We start from the raw sequence: 17,831 nt of genomic DNA on the forward strand, positions 1-17,831 counted from the left end.
CGCTCTCCCCCCCGGCGGGGGTCGCCCTTTTTCCGCCCCAGGACGTGCTGGGCTCACCGGTTGTCCACAGGCGGCCCGCGCCTCCGCGCCGCCGTCCCCAGAATCCCGTTCGCCCTCTCGCGACGTCCGTCCTCCTCGGCAGGGTTGGCCTCCCACGCCCCCGCAAGAGGAGGACCCCGTGCACCGCCCCCTGGTCATCACCGAGGACCACGACCTCCTCGACGACCTGGTCCGCATCGCGGCCGCCGCCGGCGCCCAGCTCGACGTGGCCCACACCCCCGCCGGCGCCCGCCCTTACTGGAACCTCGCCCCCATGGTCGCCGTCGGCCCCGACCAGGCCGACGCCCTCTCCGCCACCTCGCCGCCCGCCCGCGACCAGGTGCTCCTGGTGACCCGCGCCCCCGACGACCCCGACACGTGGCGAAAGTGCGTGGCGGTGGGCGCCCAGGCCGTCGTACGCCTCCCGGGCGACGAACGCCACCTCGTGGAACGCTTCGCCGACGCCATGGAGCCCGAGCCCCGGTCCGGCGCGGTGACCTGCGTGATCGGCGGCCACGGTGGGGCGGGCGCGAGCGTGGTCGCTGCCTGCCTGGCCTTGCGCGCCTCGGGCGACCGCCTCCGTACGCTGCTGATCGACGCCGACCCGCTGGGCGGCGGCATCGACGCGCTGCTCGGCCACGAGGAGTCGGCGGGCGCCCGCTGGGGCGACCTCGTGGCGAGGGAGGGAAGGATCAGCTCCAGCGCCCTGCAGGCGGCGCTCCCGTCGTTCGGCGACCTCGCCGTCCTGTCCTTCCACCGTGGCGAGGTGGCCGCCATCCCGCCCCAGGCCATGCGTTCGGTCCTGGAAGCGGGCCGGCGCGGCTTCGACCTGATCGTCGTCGACCTGCCGCGCCATCTCGATCCGGCCGCCGTGGAAGCCCTCACCAGGGCGACCACGACCCTGACGGTCACCACGGCAGACCTGCGCGGCCTCCTGTCCACCGTCCAGGTCCTGGGCGAGCTGCGCAAACACACCTCCGATGTGCGGGCCGTGCTCCGTCCCGGCGTCCTCGACGAGGAGACGGCCGCGGCGTCCCTCGGCATCCCCGTCGCCGCTCACCTGCTCGACCATCCGAGGCTCACCGCCACCCTCAACCGCGGCGAGCTGCCCAGGCTCGGCCCGCGCACGGTTCTGGGCACCCTCTGCGCCGCCCTCCTCCGCGACCTGCTTCCGGCATGAGCGCCGCCGAGGAGGTCTCGCCGGAGCTCGTGGAGGCCGTCCGCGTCCGGCTGGCGCGCGCCGGCGTGGAGCCGACGGCGGCCCAGGTGGCCGTGGCGCTCCGGGCCGAACGCTCGGTCTACGGAGACGCCGAGATCCTGGCGGTGGCCCGCGCCCTGTGCGCCGACCTGATCGGCGCCGGCCCGCTGGAGCCGCTCCTGGCCCGTCCCGACGTCACCGACGTCCTGGTCAACGGCCCACGCGAGGTGTGGATCGACGACGGCGGCGGCCTGCGCCGCACCTCCGTCACCTTCACCGACGACGGAGCGGTCCGCAGGCTGGCCCAGCGCCTCGCGGCCGCCGCCGGCCGACGGCTCGACGACGCATCGCCTCATGTGGACGCGCGGCTGGCCGGCGGCGTCCGGCTGCACGCCGTCCTGCCGCCGATCGCGTCCGGTGGCACCTGCGTGTCGCTGCGCCTGCCGCCGCGCCGCACCTTCACCCTGTCCGACCTGGTGTCGGCCGGCACGATCGCCCCGGCGGCCGTCACGGTGCTGACGGCGATGGTCGACGCCCGCCTCGCCTTCCTCGTCACGGGAGGCACCGGCACGGGCAAGACCACGCTCCTGTCGGCCCTCCTGTCCCAGGCCGACCCGGCCGAACGCCTCCTGCTGGTGGAGGACTCCGCCGAGCTACGCCCTCTGCACCCCCACGTGGTCCGCCTGGAGACCCGCCCGGCCAACCTCGAAGGAGCGGGCGGGGTGGGGCTGCGCGATCTGGTGCGCCAGGCGCTGCGCATGCGTCCCGACCGGCTCGTGGTGGGCGAGGTCAGGGGAGCGGAGGTCGTCGACCTGCTCGCCGCCCTGAACACCGGCCACGAGGGCGGCTGCGCCCTATTAACTGAACTAAATCATGAGTTTTCGCAGTTCAGAGACATAGTCTGAAGTTTCCTGTTAGCGTCCCGGCTCGTGATTGAGGGCAGTGGTGGCCGGGATCTGGCGAAGCTGGTCGTGCTTGGTATTGGACGGCTGGTCGAGACCGGTGACCCGTGGGAGCCGTATCGGTTGCTGGATGGCGACGGTGCGGTGGTGGATCCGGTGGCGGCGTTTCTGGCGGATCTTCAGGCGGCGGATCGGTCGGTCGCGACCCTGAGGTCGTACGGGAACGATCTCTTGCTGTGGTGGCGGTGGCTGGCCGCAGTCGACGTGCTGTGGAATCAGGCCACGACGATCGAGGGCCGAGACTTCGCCAGGTGGATGAAGATCGCCGACAAGCCAGCCCGCCCGCATTGGCGATACAAGGACGGGGGGTCGCCGGCGCCCGCGGCCAGGACGGCCGGTCTGGTGAATTCGGTGACGGGTAAGGCAAGTCCGGGCCGCAAGTACGCACCGTCAACCAGGGCGCATGCGGAGACAACCCTGCGCAGCTTCTACGATTTCCACCTGGAGAGCGGCCGAGGACCCATCGTCAACCCGTTTCCGTTAGATCGCTCGCGGCGGATGAGCAGGGCCAACGCCCACCGCAACCCGATGGAGCCGTTCAAGAACGAGCGGAAGGGCCGCTACCGGCCCACCGTGCCCAAGCGCATCCCCAAGCGGATCCCCGATGACCAGTTCAACCAGCTCTTCGCCGGCCTGAACTATCACCGAGATCGCGCCCTGCTGGCGTTCTGGGTCTCCACCGGCGCCCGCGCCGAGGAACTGCTGGACTCCCTCCAGGACGACGTGGACCCGGGCGAACAGCTCCTCTCGGTGACCCGCAAGGGCACCCGCGCGGACCAACAGATACCGGCCTCTCCGGACGCGTTCGTCTGGCTGCGGCTCTATCAAGAGGAAATCTGGAAACGAGGAGCTCCTCGCGGACGCCGCCAACCGCTGTGGTTCACGCTACGGCGGCCGTTCCGGCCACTGACCTATCCCAGCGCCAGAGCCATGTTCCGCCGCGCACAAGAGCTGCTCGGCTCGAACTGGACACTGCACGATCTCCGCCACACAGCTGCCTGGCGCATGGCACAGGACCCGGAGATGCCCTTGACCGACGTGCAGCAGATCCTCGGCCACGCCCACCTGACCACGACACAGCTCTATACCACCCCGGATCAGGACGAAGTGATCGCTCGCGTTCTCGCGCATCACGCCCGCAGCGGCGGCTCTGAACGCGCGGTGCCCCCTCCCGCTCCCGGCTACAACCCCAACTCACTCAACATCCTGTTCGGAGGCCAAAAGTGACGGTTCAGACCGAGTCCGCCACGGCCCGGGCCAACAGGATCCAGCAGCGCGTGCTCGCCGGCCTCAACAACGGCGCCGTCAAAGAGCTGCGAGCCCGGTTTCCCGACCGTCCAGTGCCAGTTTCATGGCCGGCCAGCTTGGCAAGCCGCGAACAGGTCCTGGCCCGTCTCAAAGAACCTCCACTTCGTGCTGCGGTCGAAGGCGCGCACGCAGCCAGATATCGCGGAGCGGTCAAGTTGCTGCGATGGCTGGAGACCTTCCCCGGCGCGTCCTGGCAGGAGCGCTGGCAGGCCAGCGGCGCCCATGACCTGGCCCCTCAAGGGGTCGAGCTCGCGGAGTCCTGGCTCACTTCTGTCGGGGAGACACCTGCGCGGCAGGCGCTGAGCAGCGGCCTGATCGCTCTGTTCTGCGCCGATATCATCCGCCCCGATCTGGGCTGGCTGGTTGGCCGTTTCCGCTCCGGTCACTGGCGCGAAGCGGTTTCCGCCCATCGGGATCCCGCCGGGTTCGCGCTGCTGCAAGCGAACACTGATCCGGCGGTCTGGTCGTCACGGCTGGGTCGGCTGACCCGACAGCAGATCGCGATGCTGCTGGTCGCCAAGGGCGGCAACGTCACCGACATCACCGTTGGTGATTGCCTCCAGATCAGAGTGCATGAAGCGGAGATGCTGAGGAACGGCGGGCACGCTCGGACTCTCTTCTACACCTGGCTGAGAGATGCCGGAATCTTCCCCGACGACGCCCCTGTCACCCTGCGGTTTCTGACCAAGTACGGCGGTCAACTCACTCCCGCCCAGCTCGTCGACCGCTACGACATCCAGTGCCGCCCAGTCCGCGACCTGCTCGTCGACTACCTGACCGAACGGCAACCCGCACTCGACTACACCAGCCTGCGGTCCATTTCTCTCATACTGGCGGGACGCTTTTGGAAGGACCTGGAGATCCACCATCCAGGGATCAGTTCACTGCGCTTGGACGCGAAGGTCACCGCCGCGTGGAAGGAACGCATCAAGACCAAGACCACCCGCACCAAGCAGCTCGACGGCACCATGGTCGAATCCAAGAGTCCGCGCCGCAACTACCCCGACATCATGAAGGGCATCCGCGCGTTCTACCTCGACATCGCCCAATGGGCGCTGGAGGACGCCCGATGGGCGCCCTGGGCGGTGCCCTGCCCGATCAAAGCCAACGAAGCCGACCACAAGAAGTTCCGGAGCCGGCGCAAGGCACGCATGGACCAGCGGACGCGAGAACGGCTCCCTGCCCTTCCAGACCTCGTCCGCGCGGCCGAGACCCATCTCAACAACGCTCGCCTCAGGCTCGAAGCCGCCCGCGCAGCGCAGTTCGGCCAGCCATTCACTGTCCTGGGCGAGACCTTCATCAACGCCCACCAAAGCAAGGAAACCGTCGACAGATCCCACCACGTCTTCACCACCGACGGACGACGCGGTGACCTGGGCCTGGCCGAGCATCGCGCCTTCTGGGCCTGGGCCGCCATCGAGTTCTTCCGACACACCGGAGCACGGCTGGAGGAGATGCTGGAGACCAGCCACCACAGCATCACCCAATACATCCTGCCCGACTCCGGCGAGCTCATCCCGCTTCTCCAGATCGCCCCCTCCAAAACCGACGAGGAACGCCTCCTGGTCGTCAGTCCCGAACTCGCTGATGCTCTCAGCGCCATCGTCTGCCGCGTCCGTGGCGTCAACGACTCAATCCCTTTGGTCCCCTCCTATGACTACAACGAGAAGATCTGGAACCCGCCGATGCCGCTGCTGTTCCAGTGGCGCCATGGCGGCCAGAACCGCCCCATCTCCGGGGGCACCATCCGCAAGGCAATCGACGAGGTCCTGGCCGAAGCTAGGCTGACCGACATCGAAGGCCAACCACTGCGGTTCCAACCCCACGACTTCCGCAGGCTCTTCACCACCGAAGCCATCCTCAACGGCATGCCACCCCACATCGCCCAGATGATCCTGGGCCATAGGGACATCAACACCACGATGGGCTACAAAGCGGTCTACCCCCAGGAGGCGATCAACGGCCACCGCGCCTTCATCGCCCGACGCCGGAACCTGCGCCCCAGCGAGGAATACCGCGTCCCCACCGACGCCGAATGGGATGAGTTCCTCGGCCACTTCGAACGACGCAAGGTCGCCCTGGGCGACTGCGGCCGCGCCTACGGCACCAGCTGCCAGCACGAGCACAGCTGCATCAGATGCCCTCTTCTCCGCGTTGACCCCGCCCAACGACCACGGCTTGAGGAGATCCGCAGCAATCTCCTGGCGCGCATCACCGAAGCCGAGCGCGAGGGCTGGCTGGGCGAGGCCGAAGGCCTGCGCGTCAGCCTGGCCGCTGCCCAAGCCAAGCTCGCCCACCTCGACGACCGCGCCCGCCAAGCCGCCACCGTCCAGCTCGGAATGCCGAGTTTTCGCCAGATCGTCGGCCGGACCGCCGCGTTGCCCCACCCTCCTTGATCGAGAAGAGGCGGTCGTCGCGATCCTCAGGATCTTGGCAGCTTTGGCGGCGATGTGGGCGCCACAGGACGCCTCGCAGAGGGAGCGGGTCCGCCGGAGAGCAGGCGCTAGACCAGATTCACGCCGGTCATGAGCAACATGACCAAGGTCACCGTATCGCTCCCCCTAGTTCAGAGAAGTTGCCGAACGCCGACCACGATCACCCCCACGGCCGATCCACTCGGGTCGCGGTTGGCCCCTGCTTGCTCTCAAGCTCGGGAGACGTGGTCTCGCTCGTGATGACAACCCTGCCCAAGAGCACTTGCAGGACATCGAGCGCGCTCTGCCGTCGGGATGAATCTGATGACCAGACCGCTGGCACCAGCACCATGCCGGCGCCCGTCAGCAGCAGTCCCCAGATAATCAACCCAGGGACATACGCCTGGTTGATGATGGCCACTGCCCCGAAGGCCACGAACGCGAGCGCCACGGCTGGCGCAGGCAGACGCAGTGCCCAACGGAAGCTTCCCGTTTCTGATATCACACCTACTCGTTTTGCGATCCGTGGTGGCCCAGCAGGCTGCCGCAATCCCTCCTTGTCATTCTTGGATATGGCCAGGCCGAATTCAGCCGTTGCGGCTCGATCAGCCGAGCGGCTGACGTGGACGATCCCCAAAGTCATCATCGCGTTGATGGCCACCGCCGCGATCATGACGTTCATCGTCAGAACATCTTGATACCAGACCAGTCCAAGAACGAACCCCAGTGCACTGATCATCAGCGTCAGAGCGACGATCAGACGGCCCGTTGTCCTGGATTTGATCTGACGGCTGAGGAAATTGAGCCGATGCGATTCGACCTGCGTATCTCTTTCGATCCGCTCCGCTCTTAGCAGCGCATCTCTTTCGATCCGCGCCGCTCTGAGCCGCGCATCCGCTTCGATCCGCTCCGCTTGGATCTGCGCCGCGCTGGCGTCCTTGGCCGCCTCGACCGCCGCCGCCCCACGATCGTCCGTGGTCGTCACTGTCTCCTTGGAGAGGTCGACGACCGATTCCTGCTCCGACTCCTCCTGCATCCACTGCATCAGACGTCCAAGACCTGCTTGGACGTCATAAGGCTCTTCGTGCTCGCCGAGGTGGTCATCCAGCTGCCGATAGACCGCCCGGGGGATGGGGGCATCCTCGTCCCTCACGTCATCGAACTCCGAGTTCATCACGCCTCCTTCCCAGGCTTGCCACCCTCGTCACCTTTGTCTAGTTTGTCCAAAATGCCGGTGCTTCGGAACTCCTCGCCCACTTCCTCCTCCAGTCTGACGCGGACGTTCCTCAGGTGGACGCGCACCGTTCCCGGATCGATCCCGAGGTACTCGGCAACTCGTTTGGTCTCCCATCCTTCAACCCAGACCAGATAGGCCACCTGCCGCTGCGCGAGGGTGAACGTTCCGATCACCTCAAGGCACCGATCAAGAGCAATCTTGGACAGGGCAACGTCCTCCGGGCTTCGCCCCTGATCCGCGACCTGCTGATCATCGAGTTCATCTCCGAAAAGTTTGACCCGGCGCTCAGCGCGATAGCGATCGATCGCCTTGTTCTTCACAACGCGACGGAGCCAGGCACGCATTCGATCTTGCGACCAGGTCTTCATCTTCGGCCAGTTCAGCGCCGCATCATGGAACGTCTCCTGCAGAACGTCCTCGGCCGCGCGCTCATCGCCATGGCATGCGCGACGCGCGACGATCATCAGGTCTTCCGCTTCCTCGAAGAACAGCTGGGCCACCCCAGCTTGATCTTCTGCGGAAATCCGTGCCATCGCTCACCTGCCCGGCGGAAGCTGCGGCGGGCTGATCGCTCTTGGCCCGTGACCTACCTGAACCCACATCGCCGGGCCTCCCAGGCCTCGCTCCTGCACAACCACGGTCCCACCGGGTGCCCGCTCCACGAGAGCCACCAGGGTGAGACGCCGCTGCCACTCGGCAAGCAGACGGAAGATGCCGCCGACCACAAGCGCGATCAGCATCACGCCAGCCGACTCCCACGAAATCAGATGCGGCAGCACCGCGGCCGACCATTCGAGCATGTCGGCGGGAATGTATTTGTCCTTCATGCCTCCTAACTCGTTCGAGCGGGGAGAAGCGTTTAGGTCGAGAGCTCCCCCTTGGGGAACGAGGTCCTCTGCGGGCCCCTAAAGGGCTCGCATCGTCGATCATGTGATCCATCACTAGTTCAGAGAAGGCACGCTGCACGCCAACGCCGCCGCCGACGTGCCACCCCGCCTGGAAGCCCTCGGCTGCGCGGCGGGCCTGACCAGGGAGGCCGTGCACAGCCAGCTGGCCGCTGCCCTCGACGTGGTCGTCCACCTGACCCGCACCCGCAGCGACGGCCGAAGGCGCGTCGCCGAGATCTGCCTGCTCTCCAGAACCCCGGCCGGCCTCGTCGAGTCGCTCCCCGCCCTCACCTTCGCCCCGAACGGCTCCGCCCACACCGGCCCCGGCTACGAATCCCTGTTGCGCAGGACATCATGAAGGCCCCCGGACGATGACCGCCGCGATCGTCTCAGCGCTGTCCACAGCCTGTGCCATCTGGCTGTGGACCGGCCCCGCCACGCCCGCCCTCCGCCTGCACGCGCTCCTGGCCGCTCGCCATCGCCGTCTCCCTTGGCAGCACCTCCTGCGGGCCACCCTCACCCGCCCCGGCCCTGCCCGCCGCGCCGACTCCTGGCGCCGGGCCTCCATAGAGCTGTGCCAGTCGCTCTCGGCCGAGCTCGCCGCGGGCCGCACCCCCGGTGAAGCCCTGACCCGAGCCATCGCGGCAGTCGACTTCCCCGACCCCGAAGCCCTGCGCCCAGCCCTGGCCGCCGCACGAGACGGCGGCGACGTCTCCGCAGCCCTCACGGCGGCGGCGCCGGCTCAGGGCGGCGAGGGCCTCCGCCGGCTCGCGGCCTGCTGGGACGTCAGCCTCACCGTGGGCGCCGGCATGTCCGCACTGGTCGAACGAGTCGGCGGCACGCTCCGAGCCGCCCAGGCCCACCGCCAGGACGTCGCCGCCCAACTGGCCGGCCCCCGTACGACTGCCCGGATGCTCGCGGCCCTGCCGGTTCTCGGCCTGGTCATGGCGGGAGCGCTCGACATGCACCCGCTGAGCTTCCTGTTCGGCACCTTGCCGGGCCTGCTCTGCCTCCTGTCCGGCATCGCCCTCGACGTCTGCGGCCTGTGGTGGACCCACCGCATGGCCACCAAGGCCCAACCTTGACCCGCCACGCCCCCGAACACCTGTAGGCCAGGGCTCCGGCGAGTTCTGAGGCTCTGCATTCGTGCGAGTCCTGTGGCTCCGCACTCATGCGAGACCCGTAGGCCAGCACTCCAGGGAAGCCTGTGGGCCCTTGTTCCGGCGAGTCGTCCTCCCTGAGTCGTGCTCATCCTCGCCCGTCCGAGTCGTGCTCATCCTCGCCCGTCCGAGTCGTGCTCATCCTCGCCCGTCCGAGTCGTGCTCATCCTCGCCCGTCGAAGTCGTCCTCATCCCCGCCGCGGAGTCGTCTTCATCACGTCCGCCCGAACCACTGGATCCGCCCGATGCTCCCCTTGCTGTCCGCCTTCTGCGCAGCCCTCGCCGCCTTCTTGTGGTCGGCCCCACGCACCCCCGTAGACCGCCTCACCCGCCTCCTGCCCTCACCCGACCCGCCGTCGAGCCCCGCCATCTCTCCGACGGACACCCCCGCCCAGCCCGACTGGCTCGACAAGAAGGACTCCCACCACCGCCGCCCGACCCGCAGAACCGTCACCACCGCCGCCATCACCGGCGTGATCACCGCCCTCCTGGTCGGCGGCCTCCCAGGAATCGCGGTGGCCCTGCTGCTGACCCCGGTGACCGCCCTGATGCTGCACAGGAAGGAACCCCAGCGGTCCCGCCAGGAACGCGAGCAGATCACCGCCGATCTCCCCTTCGCCGCCGACCTGATGACCGCCTGCCTTCTCGCCGGACAGCCGGTGACCGCCGCCACCGACCTGGCCGCGACCACGATCGGCGGCCCCCTCGGTCAGCGTCTGGCATGGGTGGGCAGCCAACTCCGCCTGGGCGCCGACCCCGAGCCGACCTGGGCAACCCTGGCGAAGGACCCGGCGCTGAGCCAGCTGTCGAGAGCCATGAGCCGGGCCGCGCAGACCGGCGCTCCGCTGGCGGACGTCCTGACCCGCCTGGCCGACGACGCGAGAGACACCGCCAGAGCCGCCTCACTCGCCGCCGCCCGGACCGTGGGCGTGAAAGCGGTCGCCCCGCTGGGCCTGTGCTTCCTGCCGGCCTTCGTCCTGCTGGGCATCATCCCGGTGATCGCCGGCCTCGCCTCCACGATCGTCCTGCCGTGACGTTCCGACGGCGGCGTTGTCCACAGCCTGAGAGCCGACCCCACTGGACAATCCCCAGAACGCCATTCGGCCTGACGGCGGCTGTGCCCTCTCGGCGAATCTTGGACTCCCGCCGGACAAGACCCGGCTCCGACCACCTGGAGGCACGATGCAAGGTCCCGCCACCATGCCAGGCACCCTCAGCCCCACTCCAGCTCACGCGTACGCCACTTCACCCCTGCCCACCGCCTGCACCGAGCCGGCCACCACCGCGCCGCCCCTCGAAGCCGACGACTCCTCCAACGCCGAGCCGGAAGCCAGCCGCGCTTCCTCGACCACCTCCGCACCTTCGGGCGGACCCACCGGGCAGGGCTCACGTTGGTACCCGGGCAAGTGGATCACCTGCGCTGTCGCGAACAGAGAGCGCGGCATGTCCACAGCCGAATACGCAGTCGGCACCATCGCGGCCTGCGCCTTCGCCGCGCTCCTGTTCAAGGTGGTCAGCAGCCCAGAGGTTCAGGAGATGCTGAAGTCCCTCATAGACCGAGCGCTCAAGATGACCGGATGACCCTCCACCAGACGCGGAACGCCGCCACCAGGCAACGGTCGGCATCACGCGGCTCGGTGACGGCCGAGACCGCCGCCATGCTGCCCGCGCTCACGATCGTCCTGGCAGCCGCGCTCTGGGCCATACAAGCGGTGAACGTCCAACTGGAATGTGTAGACGCAGCCCGAGCGGCAGTGCGCGCCGCAGCCCGAGGTGAGCCGCTGGACCAGGTCCGCGAGCTCGCCCGCTCGGCCACTCGCCCAGACGCACACGTAGAGATCACCCGCGACGCAGAATTCACCCACGTAGAGATCGCAGTAGATGTACGACCAGCTTGGGGCGTTTCGCTACCGGCCGTCCCCGTGTCGGCCTCGGCGACAGCCGCCACAGAACCATGACGTCACGCACGTACTCGCCGAAATGAGATCTGCCAGGAGGACATGAGCCCTCGTGTCCTCCTGGCAGTCGGGGGGCGAAATCTCCAACCCCTACGGCGTCTTCTACCCACCAGAAGAGACAACAACTCCGCGACGCGGCACGGAGATCGTCGGCGCGGGAGGCGCAGAAGCGTCTCAAAGCTGGGCGAAGTGACGAGCTTCCCCGATCAATCACTCCGAGGACAAGGATGATCAAGCACAAGGAACGAGGGTCGGCGACCTTATGGGGAGTGGCCCTCATGGGGCTCCTGATGGCGGTTGCCGGAGGGTTGGCCTCCGTGGGGGCGGTTCGGGTGGCTCGCCATCGGGTCGACAGCGCGGCCGATCTGAGCGCTCTGGCCGCGGCCAGAGCGGCGATCATCGATCCGGAGGGCGCTTGCGGCAGGGCGGCCGCGTTGGCCAGAAGGAACGGCGTCCGGCTGGCGGCTTGTGAGATCACGGGAGAGATCGCGGATGTCCGGACCTCTCTGTCGATCACCTTGCCGATCGCCGGAGCACACACTCTTACGGGCAGGTCTCGCGCGGGGCCGGTCACGATGTCACCTGGGTAGCAACTGTTTGCAGCAGTCGGCCGTCAGGCCACCGTCCTGGGCCTTGGGGGCGCGTGACCGACCGCGACACGTGCAAGCCTGGGGGCGTGTCGCGCGAGTCCGGCGACCGGCTCCTCAGGCTGAGAAACGCGTGCCGGCGCCGTGGCCCACATGCGTGCCGCCTCCGTGGCCGCCCGCTTCGACGTGATCCAAACTGACGGTGTTGCGCCAGACACGCTGATCGGGAGAAGGGGCGGCGCGAGCCGAGATGTCGGCTCGCCTGCGCCAGCCCCGGTGTTCACTCTGCTGTCAGTCCCTCGACCAGGCCGGTAGTAGGCCTGCCGAGGAGTCGAGGAAGATCGTCACCGACCCGAGCGAAGACCCCGGCGGCGATGGTTTCATCGAGACGTGCCAAGAAGCCGGCCAGCTCGCTGTCCATCCCCGAGTTGATGAGCGCTGCCTGCAATTCTTCGGGAGTGACGGGCCGGTAGGTGACCTCGCGCTTCAGGACGACCGACATTGCTTCGGCTATGTCGTCGTAGGTGAAGTTCGTGTCGCCGGAGAGGCTGTAAGTCACATTGTCGTGCCCGTCTGTGGTGACGACGGTGGCCAATGCCTCAGCCAGGTCCTTCCGGCTGGCTGGGGCAACGACGGCGTTGCCGGCCGCGGCGGCCAGCACGCCGGAGAAACGGGGGCCTGCCAGCGCCTGGAGGTAGTTCTCGATGTACCAGGTGTTCCGCAGGATCGTGTACGTCACGCCGGAAGTGGTGAGAGCGTCCTCTGTCGCTCTGTGGTCCGCGTTGATCTCGAACCGGTCGTCGTCGGCCCGGACTCCGCTGGTGTAGTAGACGTGTCGGACCTTGGCGTTCTTCGCCGCCTTGACGATCGACTCGTGCTGAGCAAGGCGGTCCGGGTCTCTGCCCGAGATCAACACGATGTCGGAGTGCCTGGCAACCAGCGCTGCGACGCCGGCCGAATCCGACAGGTCGACGGCGGCGGTGCTGAACCCGGCGGAAGCAAGTTCCCCGAGGCGTGCCTGGTTCCGACCGGCTGCCGTGATCGTTCCTGGGCTTGTTCCCCGAGCGACCAGCGCGTCCAGGACGTGGCCACCGAGTGCCCCGGTGGCCCCGAAGACCAGGGTGCTCGCCTCAGGCGCGGTCATGGAGGGTGATCTGGTAGCCGTCGGGGTCGGCGAAGGTGAAGGTGCGGCCGAAGGGGCCGTCGATCGGTGCGGAGACGATGGTGTGACCGTCGGCGACGAGGGCGTCGTGGATGGCCTGGACGTCGGTGGCGTGGAGCCAGATCGCGGCACCGATGCCGGGCTGGGGAACGGAGGCGAGATCGGTGCCGGGAACGACCTCGCGGAGTGCGAACGCGATCGGCTTCGTCTCGAAGACGACGGCGTGCGGAGGCCCGGCCTGCGAGCGGACGAGGCCAAGGTACTGCTCGTAGAACGCTCGCGAAGCGTCGAGGTCGCGCGCTTGCAGCGAGATGAAGTCGGGGCCGGTGACGGGCATGGTGATGCTCCTTGTCGTCATGTCAGTTAGCTGACACGTCGCAATGTATGTCAGAATACTGACATGAGTCAAAACGGTGCCGGCATCGACTTGGACAAATCGCTGGGCTACCTGCTGAAAGAGGCTTCGAGCGCCCTGCGCGCGGCCATGGAGGAGGTGCTGCGGCCACTCGGGATGACCGTGACGCACTACTCCTGCCTGGAGTTGCTGGCTCAACGGCCGGGCTTGTCGAACTCCGAGCTGGCGCGTGGCGCGTTCGTGACCAGGCAGTCGATGAACGTGCTGCTCCAGACCCTGGAACGAGACGGCTACGTGACCAGGCCAGCGGAGGCGCCCGTCGGAAAGGCTCTTCCGGCGCGGCTCACTCCTCGCGGACGACGGAGTCTGGAGAAGGCGAGCGCGGCGGTCCGGTCCGTCGAGGTCAGAATGCTGGCCGGCATGACCGACGCCGAGCAGTCGGACGCGTTCCGGATTTTGCGGAGCATGATTCATTCGCTGCGCGATGGTGACGGCGGTGCATAGCTTGTTTCTCGTGCACGATTCGCCGCGTCGGGGCAAGGGTGCGGCCGGGCTTGGAAATCTGCGCGAGTGATCTCGAAAAACCGGCACCTTGTTCTGCGATTGAGCCGATGGATCGTCGGGCGAGCGAATTAGTGAAGGCCGTGTGGCGCAAGCTGTAGGGGCGAGGCGGAGCCCGCGCATCGCATTGCCCAGCCCGGCTGTCACGGACGTTCCCGAGCCCGGCCCGCTGTCCCACCCGCCACCCCTGGAGCAGCGATGGGACGACTACCTGCCCCCGTCGCCCAGGTGCATGGAGGACAGCGGCTTCTGGGAGCGTCCGCTGCCGGGCGCCGGCGACTTCTGGGCCGCCGATGATGACGATGACGCCTGCGACGACGAAGCAGAGCGGGCGTGTGCGGGGCGTCGGCCGGAGAAGGGCGACAGTCAGGACAGAGGGCCGGGGGTGAGGAGGATGTCCAGGAGCTGGAGCGCGCCGCGTTTGTGCAGGGGCTCGTTGCCGTTGCCGCACTTCGGGGACTGGATGCAGGACGGGCACCCGCGCTCGCACTCGCAGGACGCGATCGCCTCACGCGTGGCCGTCAGCCAGTCGGTGGCCCGCGCGTAGCCGCGTTCGGCGAAGCCCGCACCGCCTTCGTGGCCGTCGTACACGAAGACGGTGAGCAGGCCGGTGTCGGCGTGCAGTTCGGTGGAGACGCCGCCGATGTCCCATCGGTCGCAGGTGGCGAACAGGGGGAGCAGGCCGATCGAGGCGTGCTCGGCGGCGTGTGCGGCGCCGCCGAGGTCGATGTCCGCCCCCACGAGCGGCGCGACCGCCGTGGCGGGCAGGGTCCACCAGACCGCGCGGGTGCGGAGGGTGCGGGGCGGCAGGTCGAGGGGTTCGTCGCCGAGCATCTCGCCTGACTGCAGGCGTCTTTTCAGGTACGAGACCACCTGCCTGGTCACCTCCACCTCGCCGAAGTGCAGCGTTCCCGGGCCGAGGGAGCGGGAGCGCTGGGTGGCAAGGATGGAGATGTCGGTGATGTCGCGGGCGAACGTGGAGTAGTCGGGATTGGCGGCCTCGACCAGGGCGACTCCGGAGTCCAGGTCGAGGGTCTCCACGAGGAAGGTCTCGCCCTGGTGGATGTAGACCGCGCCGGTGTGGACCGTGGTGTGGGCGGACGGCTCGTCCACGCTGCCGAGCAGGCGGCCGGTCGAGGACTCGACCACCTGGATCGGGGCGCCTCCGCCGCCTCTGATGTCGGCGAGGTCGGTGGCGCGTTCGCGACGGGTCCAGAACCAGCCCGCGGGACGGCGTCTCAGGAGGTTCCGGGCGACCAGGTCTTCCAGGACGTCGGGGGTGGTGGCGCCGAAGACGGGCAGGTCGTCGTCCGTCAGCGGGATCTCGGCGGCGGCGGCGCACAGGTGGGGGCCCAGGACGTACGGGTTGTCCGGGTCCAGGACGATCGCCTCCACCGGCCGTCCGAACAGGGCCTGCGGGTGGTGGACGAGGTAGGTGTCCAGGGGATCGTCCCTGGCGATGAGCACGGCGAGGGCGTCCTGGCCGTCGCGTCCCGCCCGGCCGGCCTGCTGCCAGAGGGAGGCGCGGGTGCCGGGCCAGCCGGCGATCAGTACGGCGTCCAGGCCCGAGACGTCCACGCCGAGTTCGAGGGCGTTCGTGGTGGCCAGGCCCATGAGGGTGCCGGCGCGCAGGGCCTTCTCCAGGAGGCGGCGGTCCTCGGCGAGGTAGCCGGCGCGGTAGGCGGCGACCTTGTCGGGGAGGGCGGCCAGGTCTTGGACGTCGTCGGGGATGGCCCAGGTGAGCGGGCTCGCGGGGGTGGGGTGGCGCGGGTCCTGGGCGTCGGAGGTGGGGCTTGCGGTGCGGGAAGCGGAGTCCTGAGAGGTCGAGGAGGAGGCGAGAGGCGGGGGCTCGGCGCTGGGGGAGCAGTCCGCGGGCGCGGCTTCTGGCGTGGCGTGCGGGGGCCAGGGAGCGGTTTCGGGGGTGGCTTGGGGAGGCCAGGGCGCGGTGACGGAGAAGGCGACGTCGGCGAGTTTGGCGCGGGCGGACAGGGCGACCGTCTCCGCACCGCGTCGCGAACGCACGAATGCGAGCGTCCGTACGTTCGCCAGGACCAGGTCCGCGAGGAGGTCAGCGGTCTCCGCGGTGGCCGTGCGGCGCACAGGAGCCCCTCCCTCGCCCCGCAGATCCGTCAGGGGCGGTTCCCAGAGCGCGATGGTCGTGGAACCCTTCGGCGAGGCATCGGTGGTCACCTCGTCCATCTCAAGCCCCGTCAGCCTCATGGCGAACACGCCGGGCTCGCTCGCCGTGGCCGAGGCGAGCACGAACGTGGGGCGCGAGCCGTACCGGGCGCAGACCCGGCGCAGGCGGCGCAGGATCTGGGCCACGTGCGAGCCGAAGACGCCGCGGTATCCATGGCACTCGTCCACGACGACCATGCGGAGGCGGCGGAAGAACGAGGACCACTGCGCGTGCCGGGGCAGGACGCCGCGGTGGAGCATGTCCGGATTGGTCAGGACGTAGTTGGCGTGCTGGCGGACCCACGTACGTTCCTCGAAGGGGGTGTCGCCGTCGAAGCAGGCGGCGCGCACCTGCGTGATGCGCAGTTCGCGCAGGCCGCGGAGCTGGTCGGCGGCCAGGGCCTTGGTCGGCGTCAGGTACAGGACGGTGCCGCCGTCGAGGCAGGAGGCGACCGCCGGCGTGAGGTACGCCAGGGACTTGCCGGAGGCCGTTCCCGTACTGATGATCACGTTTCGGCCACGGAAAGCCAGGTCGGCGGCTTCGTACTGGTGGGGCCAGAGTCCTGTAACTCCACGGTTCGCCAAGCGCGTAACCAGGACTTCCGGAGCCCAGTCCGGCCAACGGGCTTGACCCGCCTGACGTGCTGGAACATGCTCCACATGGGTGACACGCTCATGACGTGCGGGAACTCCGAGCAGGTGGGCGAGGAGTGGACCTGCCTGTTGTGGGGAGGATGCCGAGGAAGTCACTGTTTCCAGTCTTGCATCGATGGGCAAAGTCGCCGGGAATCGTGATTTCGTATAGACACAAGCCAGACGCGTGGTTGAATGCCGCGCGTCAGGGTCGGACAGTCTGGGGCCACGCTCCAGATTGCCAGGCCCGCAAGAGTACTTTCGCAGGCGAGGCGCTGGAGGATCTGTGGATCTGAAGTTGGATCACCGCACCGAAGACCGACTCACCATCGTGGAGGTCGAGGGTGAGATCGATGTCTACACGGCGCCGAGATTGCGTGAGCTCCTCATCGACCTGGTGAACAAGGGCAACTTCCACCTTCTGGTGAACATGGAGAAGGTCGACTTCCTCGACTCCACGGGGTTGGGAGTGCTCGTCGGAGGGCTCAAGAGGGTCCGGGCGCACGACGGCTCGCTTGAGCTGGTGTGCACCCAGGAGCGCATCCTCAAGATCTTCCGCATCACCGGTCTGACCAAGGTCTTCGGGATTTACGCTTCCGTCGACGAGGCCAAGGAAGCTCACGGCAAAGACAAGTAGCATGGCTACCGTCGAGCTGACGTTCAGCGCTCTCCCCGCGCACGTGCGGACCGCCCGGCTGGTGGCCACGGCGATCGCCCGTCGTACCGGCGTGGAGGAATCGCTGCTGGACGAAGTCAGGCTCGCCGTGGGTGAGGCATGCTCCCGGGCGGTCGAGGCGCATCGACTTCACTGCCCGGGCGAGCCCATCCGCATCGAGCTACGTGACGACTCCGGGCGTTTCGAGGTCACGGTCAGCGATCTGGCCCCCAGTGACGAGATCAAGCAGGAGCAGCCGCTCGATCTGGGCATGCTCTCTGACTCGTTCATGTCAGGCTTCGGCATCGCCGTCATCTCGGGTCTGGCCGATGACGTCGAGGTCTTCCCCAGCCCCAAGGGGACGAACATCCGGATGAGCTGGCCCGCCTCCAATGGGGTGGGTTCCTGACCTGACATCGCTTGGATCGGTCCCTTGTCTCCCTAGGGGCGTGTTCGAGCTGGTCGGGTGTGGTTTTAGGGGCGATAGACGGGGATGAGGGGATGTCCGGTTGTGGCATGCCTTCCTCCCCGTCGAGT

Annotated in this window: 19 protein-coding genes and 1 pseudogene; 13 read left to right on the plus strand and 7 right to left on the minus strand. The window is 68.2% G+C overall.

Annotation, left to right across the window (positions count from 1 at the left end; all coding sequences use genetic code 11):
- The first annotated feature begins 178 nt into the window (after positions 1-178).
- The 4 genes and pseudogenes from ssd to ACFYUV_RS38430 all read left to right on the plus strand — a co-directional run bounded on the left by ssd (position 179) and on the right by ACFYUV_RS38430 (position 5,903).
- Positions 179-1,219 (plus strand): septum site-determining protein Ssd, encoded by a 1,041-nt coding sequence (gene ssd, locus ACFYUV_RS38415; protein ID WP_387677886.1) that lies wholly within the window; start codon positions 179-181, stop codon positions 1,217-1,219.
- Positions 1,216-2,097: pseudogene (locus ACFYUV_RS38420) on the plus strand (TadA family conjugal transfer-associated ATPase); the annotation flags it as partial. The gene ssd and the pseudogene ACFYUV_RS38420, both read left to right, overlap by 4 nt.
- Positions 2,098-2,166: 69 nt before the next feature.
- Positions 2,167-3,426, plus strand: a complete 1,260-nt coding sequence (locus ACFYUV_RS38425; RefSeq protein WP_387677889.1) for a tyrosine-type recombinase/integrase — start codon at positions 2,167-2,169, stop codon at positions 3,424-3,426.
- Positions 3,423-5,903, plus strand: coding sequence for a tyrosine-type recombinase/integrase (locus tag ACFYUV_RS38430; protein WP_387677892.1), 2,481 nt, complete (start codon positions 3,423-3,425; stop codon positions 5,901-5,903). The genes ACFYUV_RS38425 and ACFYUV_RS38430 overlap by 4 nt, the downstream gene beginning before the upstream one ends.
- Before the next feature lie 199 nt (positions 5,904-6,102).
- On the opposite strand, the gene ACFYUV_RS38435 is transcribed toward ACFYUV_RS38430, so the two are convergent.
- Genes ACFYUV_RS38435 through ACFYUV_RS38445 form a run of 3 tightly spaced genes read right to left on the minus strand, consistent with a single transcriptional unit; the run spans position 6,103 to position 7,985 of the window.
- A complete protein-coding gene (locus ACFYUV_RS38435; RefSeq protein WP_387677894.1) occupies positions 6,103-7,095 on the minus strand; it encodes a hypothetical protein in 993 nt (330 codons plus the stop codon).
- The gene (locus tag ACFYUV_RS38440; RefSeq protein ID WP_387677897.1) at positions 7,095-7,691 is read right to left on the minus strand and encodes an RNA polymerase sigma factor; all 597 of its coding nucleotides are present in this window, start codon (positions 7,689-7,691) and stop codon (positions 7,095-7,097) included. The genes ACFYUV_RS38435 and ACFYUV_RS38440 overlap by 1 nt, the downstream gene beginning before the upstream one ends.
- Before the next feature lie 3 nt (positions 7,692-7,694).
- The gene (locus ACFYUV_RS38445) at positions 7,695-7,985 is read right to left on the minus strand and encodes a hypothetical protein (RefSeq protein ID WP_387677900.1); all 291 of its coding nucleotides are present in this window, start codon (positions 7,983-7,985) and stop codon (positions 7,695-7,697) included.
- 157 nt (positions 7,986-8,142) lie between these two features.
- Between ACFYUV_RS38445 and ACFYUV_RS38450 the strand changes: the two genes are divergently transcribed.
- The 3 genes from ACFYUV_RS38450 to ACFYUV_RS38460 all read left to right on the plus strand — a co-directional run bounded on the left by ACFYUV_RS38450 (position 8,143) and on the right by ACFYUV_RS38460 (position 10,239).
- Complete coding sequence (locus ACFYUV_RS38450) at positions 8,143-8,403, plus strand: hypothetical protein (RefSeq protein WP_387677903.1); 261 nt, start codon at positions 8,143-8,145, stop codon at positions 8,401-8,403.
- 13 nt (positions 8,404-8,416) lie between these two features.
- Positions 8,417-9,130 carry a type II secretion system F family protein gene (locus tag ACFYUV_RS38455; RefSeq protein WP_387677905.1) on the plus strand — a complete coding sequence of 238 codons (714 nt, stop codon included), beginning with the start codon at positions 8,417-8,419 and terminating at the stop codon, positions 9,128-9,130.
- A 320-nt stretch (positions 9,131-9,450) separates the two neighbouring features.
- A complete protein-coding gene (locus ACFYUV_RS38460; RefSeq protein ID WP_387677908.1) occupies positions 9,451-10,239 on the plus strand; it encodes a type II secretion system F family protein in 789 nt (262 codons plus the stop codon).
- 195 nt (positions 10,240-10,434) lie between these two features.
- Here ACFYUV_RS38460 and ACFYUV_RS38465 read toward each other — a convergent pair whose 3' ends face one another.
- Positions 10,435-10,557 (minus strand): hypothetical protein, encoded by a 123-nt coding sequence (locus tag ACFYUV_RS38465; RefSeq protein ID WP_387677911.1) that lies wholly within the window; start codon positions 10,555-10,557, stop codon positions 10,435-10,437.
- A 91-nt stretch (positions 10,558-10,648) separates the two neighbouring features.
- On the opposite strand from ACFYUV_RS38465, the gene ACFYUV_RS38470 reads away from it, so the two are divergent.
- The 3 genes from ACFYUV_RS38470 to ACFYUV_RS38480 all read left to right on the plus strand — a co-directional run bounded on the left by ACFYUV_RS38470 (position 10,649) and on the right by ACFYUV_RS38480 (position 11,753).
- Positions 10,649-10,786 (plus strand): DUF4244 domain-containing protein, encoded by a 138-nt coding sequence (locus ACFYUV_RS38470; RefSeq protein WP_387651699.1) that lies wholly within the window; start codon positions 10,649-10,651, stop codon positions 10,784-10,786.
- Complete coding sequence (locus ACFYUV_RS38475) at positions 10,783-11,163, plus strand: TadE family type IV pilus minor pilin (protein ID WP_387677914.1); 381 nt, start codon at positions 10,783-10,785, stop codon at positions 11,161-11,163. Before ACFYUV_RS38470 ends, ACFYUV_RS38475 begins: the two co-directional genes overlap by 4 nt.
- Positions 11,164-11,390: 227 nt before the next feature.
- On the plus strand, positions 11,391-11,753 hold the full coding sequence (locus ACFYUV_RS38480) for an Rv3654c family TadE-like protein (RefSeq protein WP_387677916.1): 363 nt from the start codon (positions 11,391-11,393) through the stop codon (positions 11,751-11,753).
- 277 nt (positions 11,754-12,030) lie between these two features.
- Here the strand turns inward: ACFYUV_RS38480 and ACFYUV_RS38485 are convergent, their stop codons facing one another.
- A complete protein-coding gene (locus ACFYUV_RS38485) occupies positions 12,031-12,894 on the minus strand; it encodes an NAD(P)H-binding protein (RefSeq protein ID WP_387677919.1) in 864 nt (287 codons plus the stop codon).
- Positions 12,881-13,249 (minus strand): VOC family protein, encoded by a 369-nt coding sequence (locus tag ACFYUV_RS38490; RefSeq protein WP_387677922.1) that lies wholly within the window; start codon positions 13,247-13,249, stop codon positions 12,881-12,883. The genes ACFYUV_RS38485 and ACFYUV_RS38490 overlap by 14 nt, the downstream gene beginning before the upstream one ends.
- 63 nt (positions 13,250-13,312) lie before the next feature.
- Here ACFYUV_RS38490 and ACFYUV_RS38495 point away from each other — a divergent pair, with 63 nt between their 5' ends.
- A complete protein-coding gene (locus ACFYUV_RS38495; protein ID WP_387677924.1) occupies positions 13,313-13,771 on the plus strand; it encodes a MarR family winged helix-turn-helix transcriptional regulator in 459 nt (152 codons plus the stop codon).
- A 423-nt stretch (positions 13,772-14,194) separates the two neighbouring features.
- Here the strand turns inward: ACFYUV_RS38495 and ACFYUV_RS38500 are convergent, their stop codons facing one another.
- Positions 14,195-16,516: a DEAD/DEAH box helicase gene (locus ACFYUV_RS38500; protein ID WP_387677927.1), complete on the minus strand. Its 2,322-nt coding sequence runs from the start codon at positions 16,514-16,516 to the stop codon at positions 14,195-14,197.
- A gap of 409 nt (positions 16,517-16,925) precedes the next feature.
- Between ACFYUV_RS38500 and ACFYUV_RS38505 the strand changes: the two genes are divergently transcribed.
- On the plus strand, positions 16,926-17,276 hold the full coding sequence (locus ACFYUV_RS38505; RefSeq protein ID WP_043629845.1) for an STAS domain-containing protein: 351 nt from the start codon (positions 16,926-16,928) through the stop codon (positions 17,274-17,276).
- Position 17,277: 1 nt separating this feature from the next.
- Positions 17,278-17,703, plus strand: a complete 426-nt coding sequence (locus ACFYUV_RS38510; protein ID WP_358290423.1) for an ATP-binding protein — start codon at positions 17,278-17,280, stop codon at positions 17,701-17,703.
- The last annotated feature ends 128 nt before the right edge of the window (positions 17,704-17,831 follow it).

It is taken from the genome of Nonomuraea sp. NPDC003560, assembly GCF_042878785.1.
Classification (GTDB): domain Bacteria; phylum Actinomycetota; class Actinomycetes; order Streptosporangiales; family Streptosporangiaceae; genus Nonomuraea.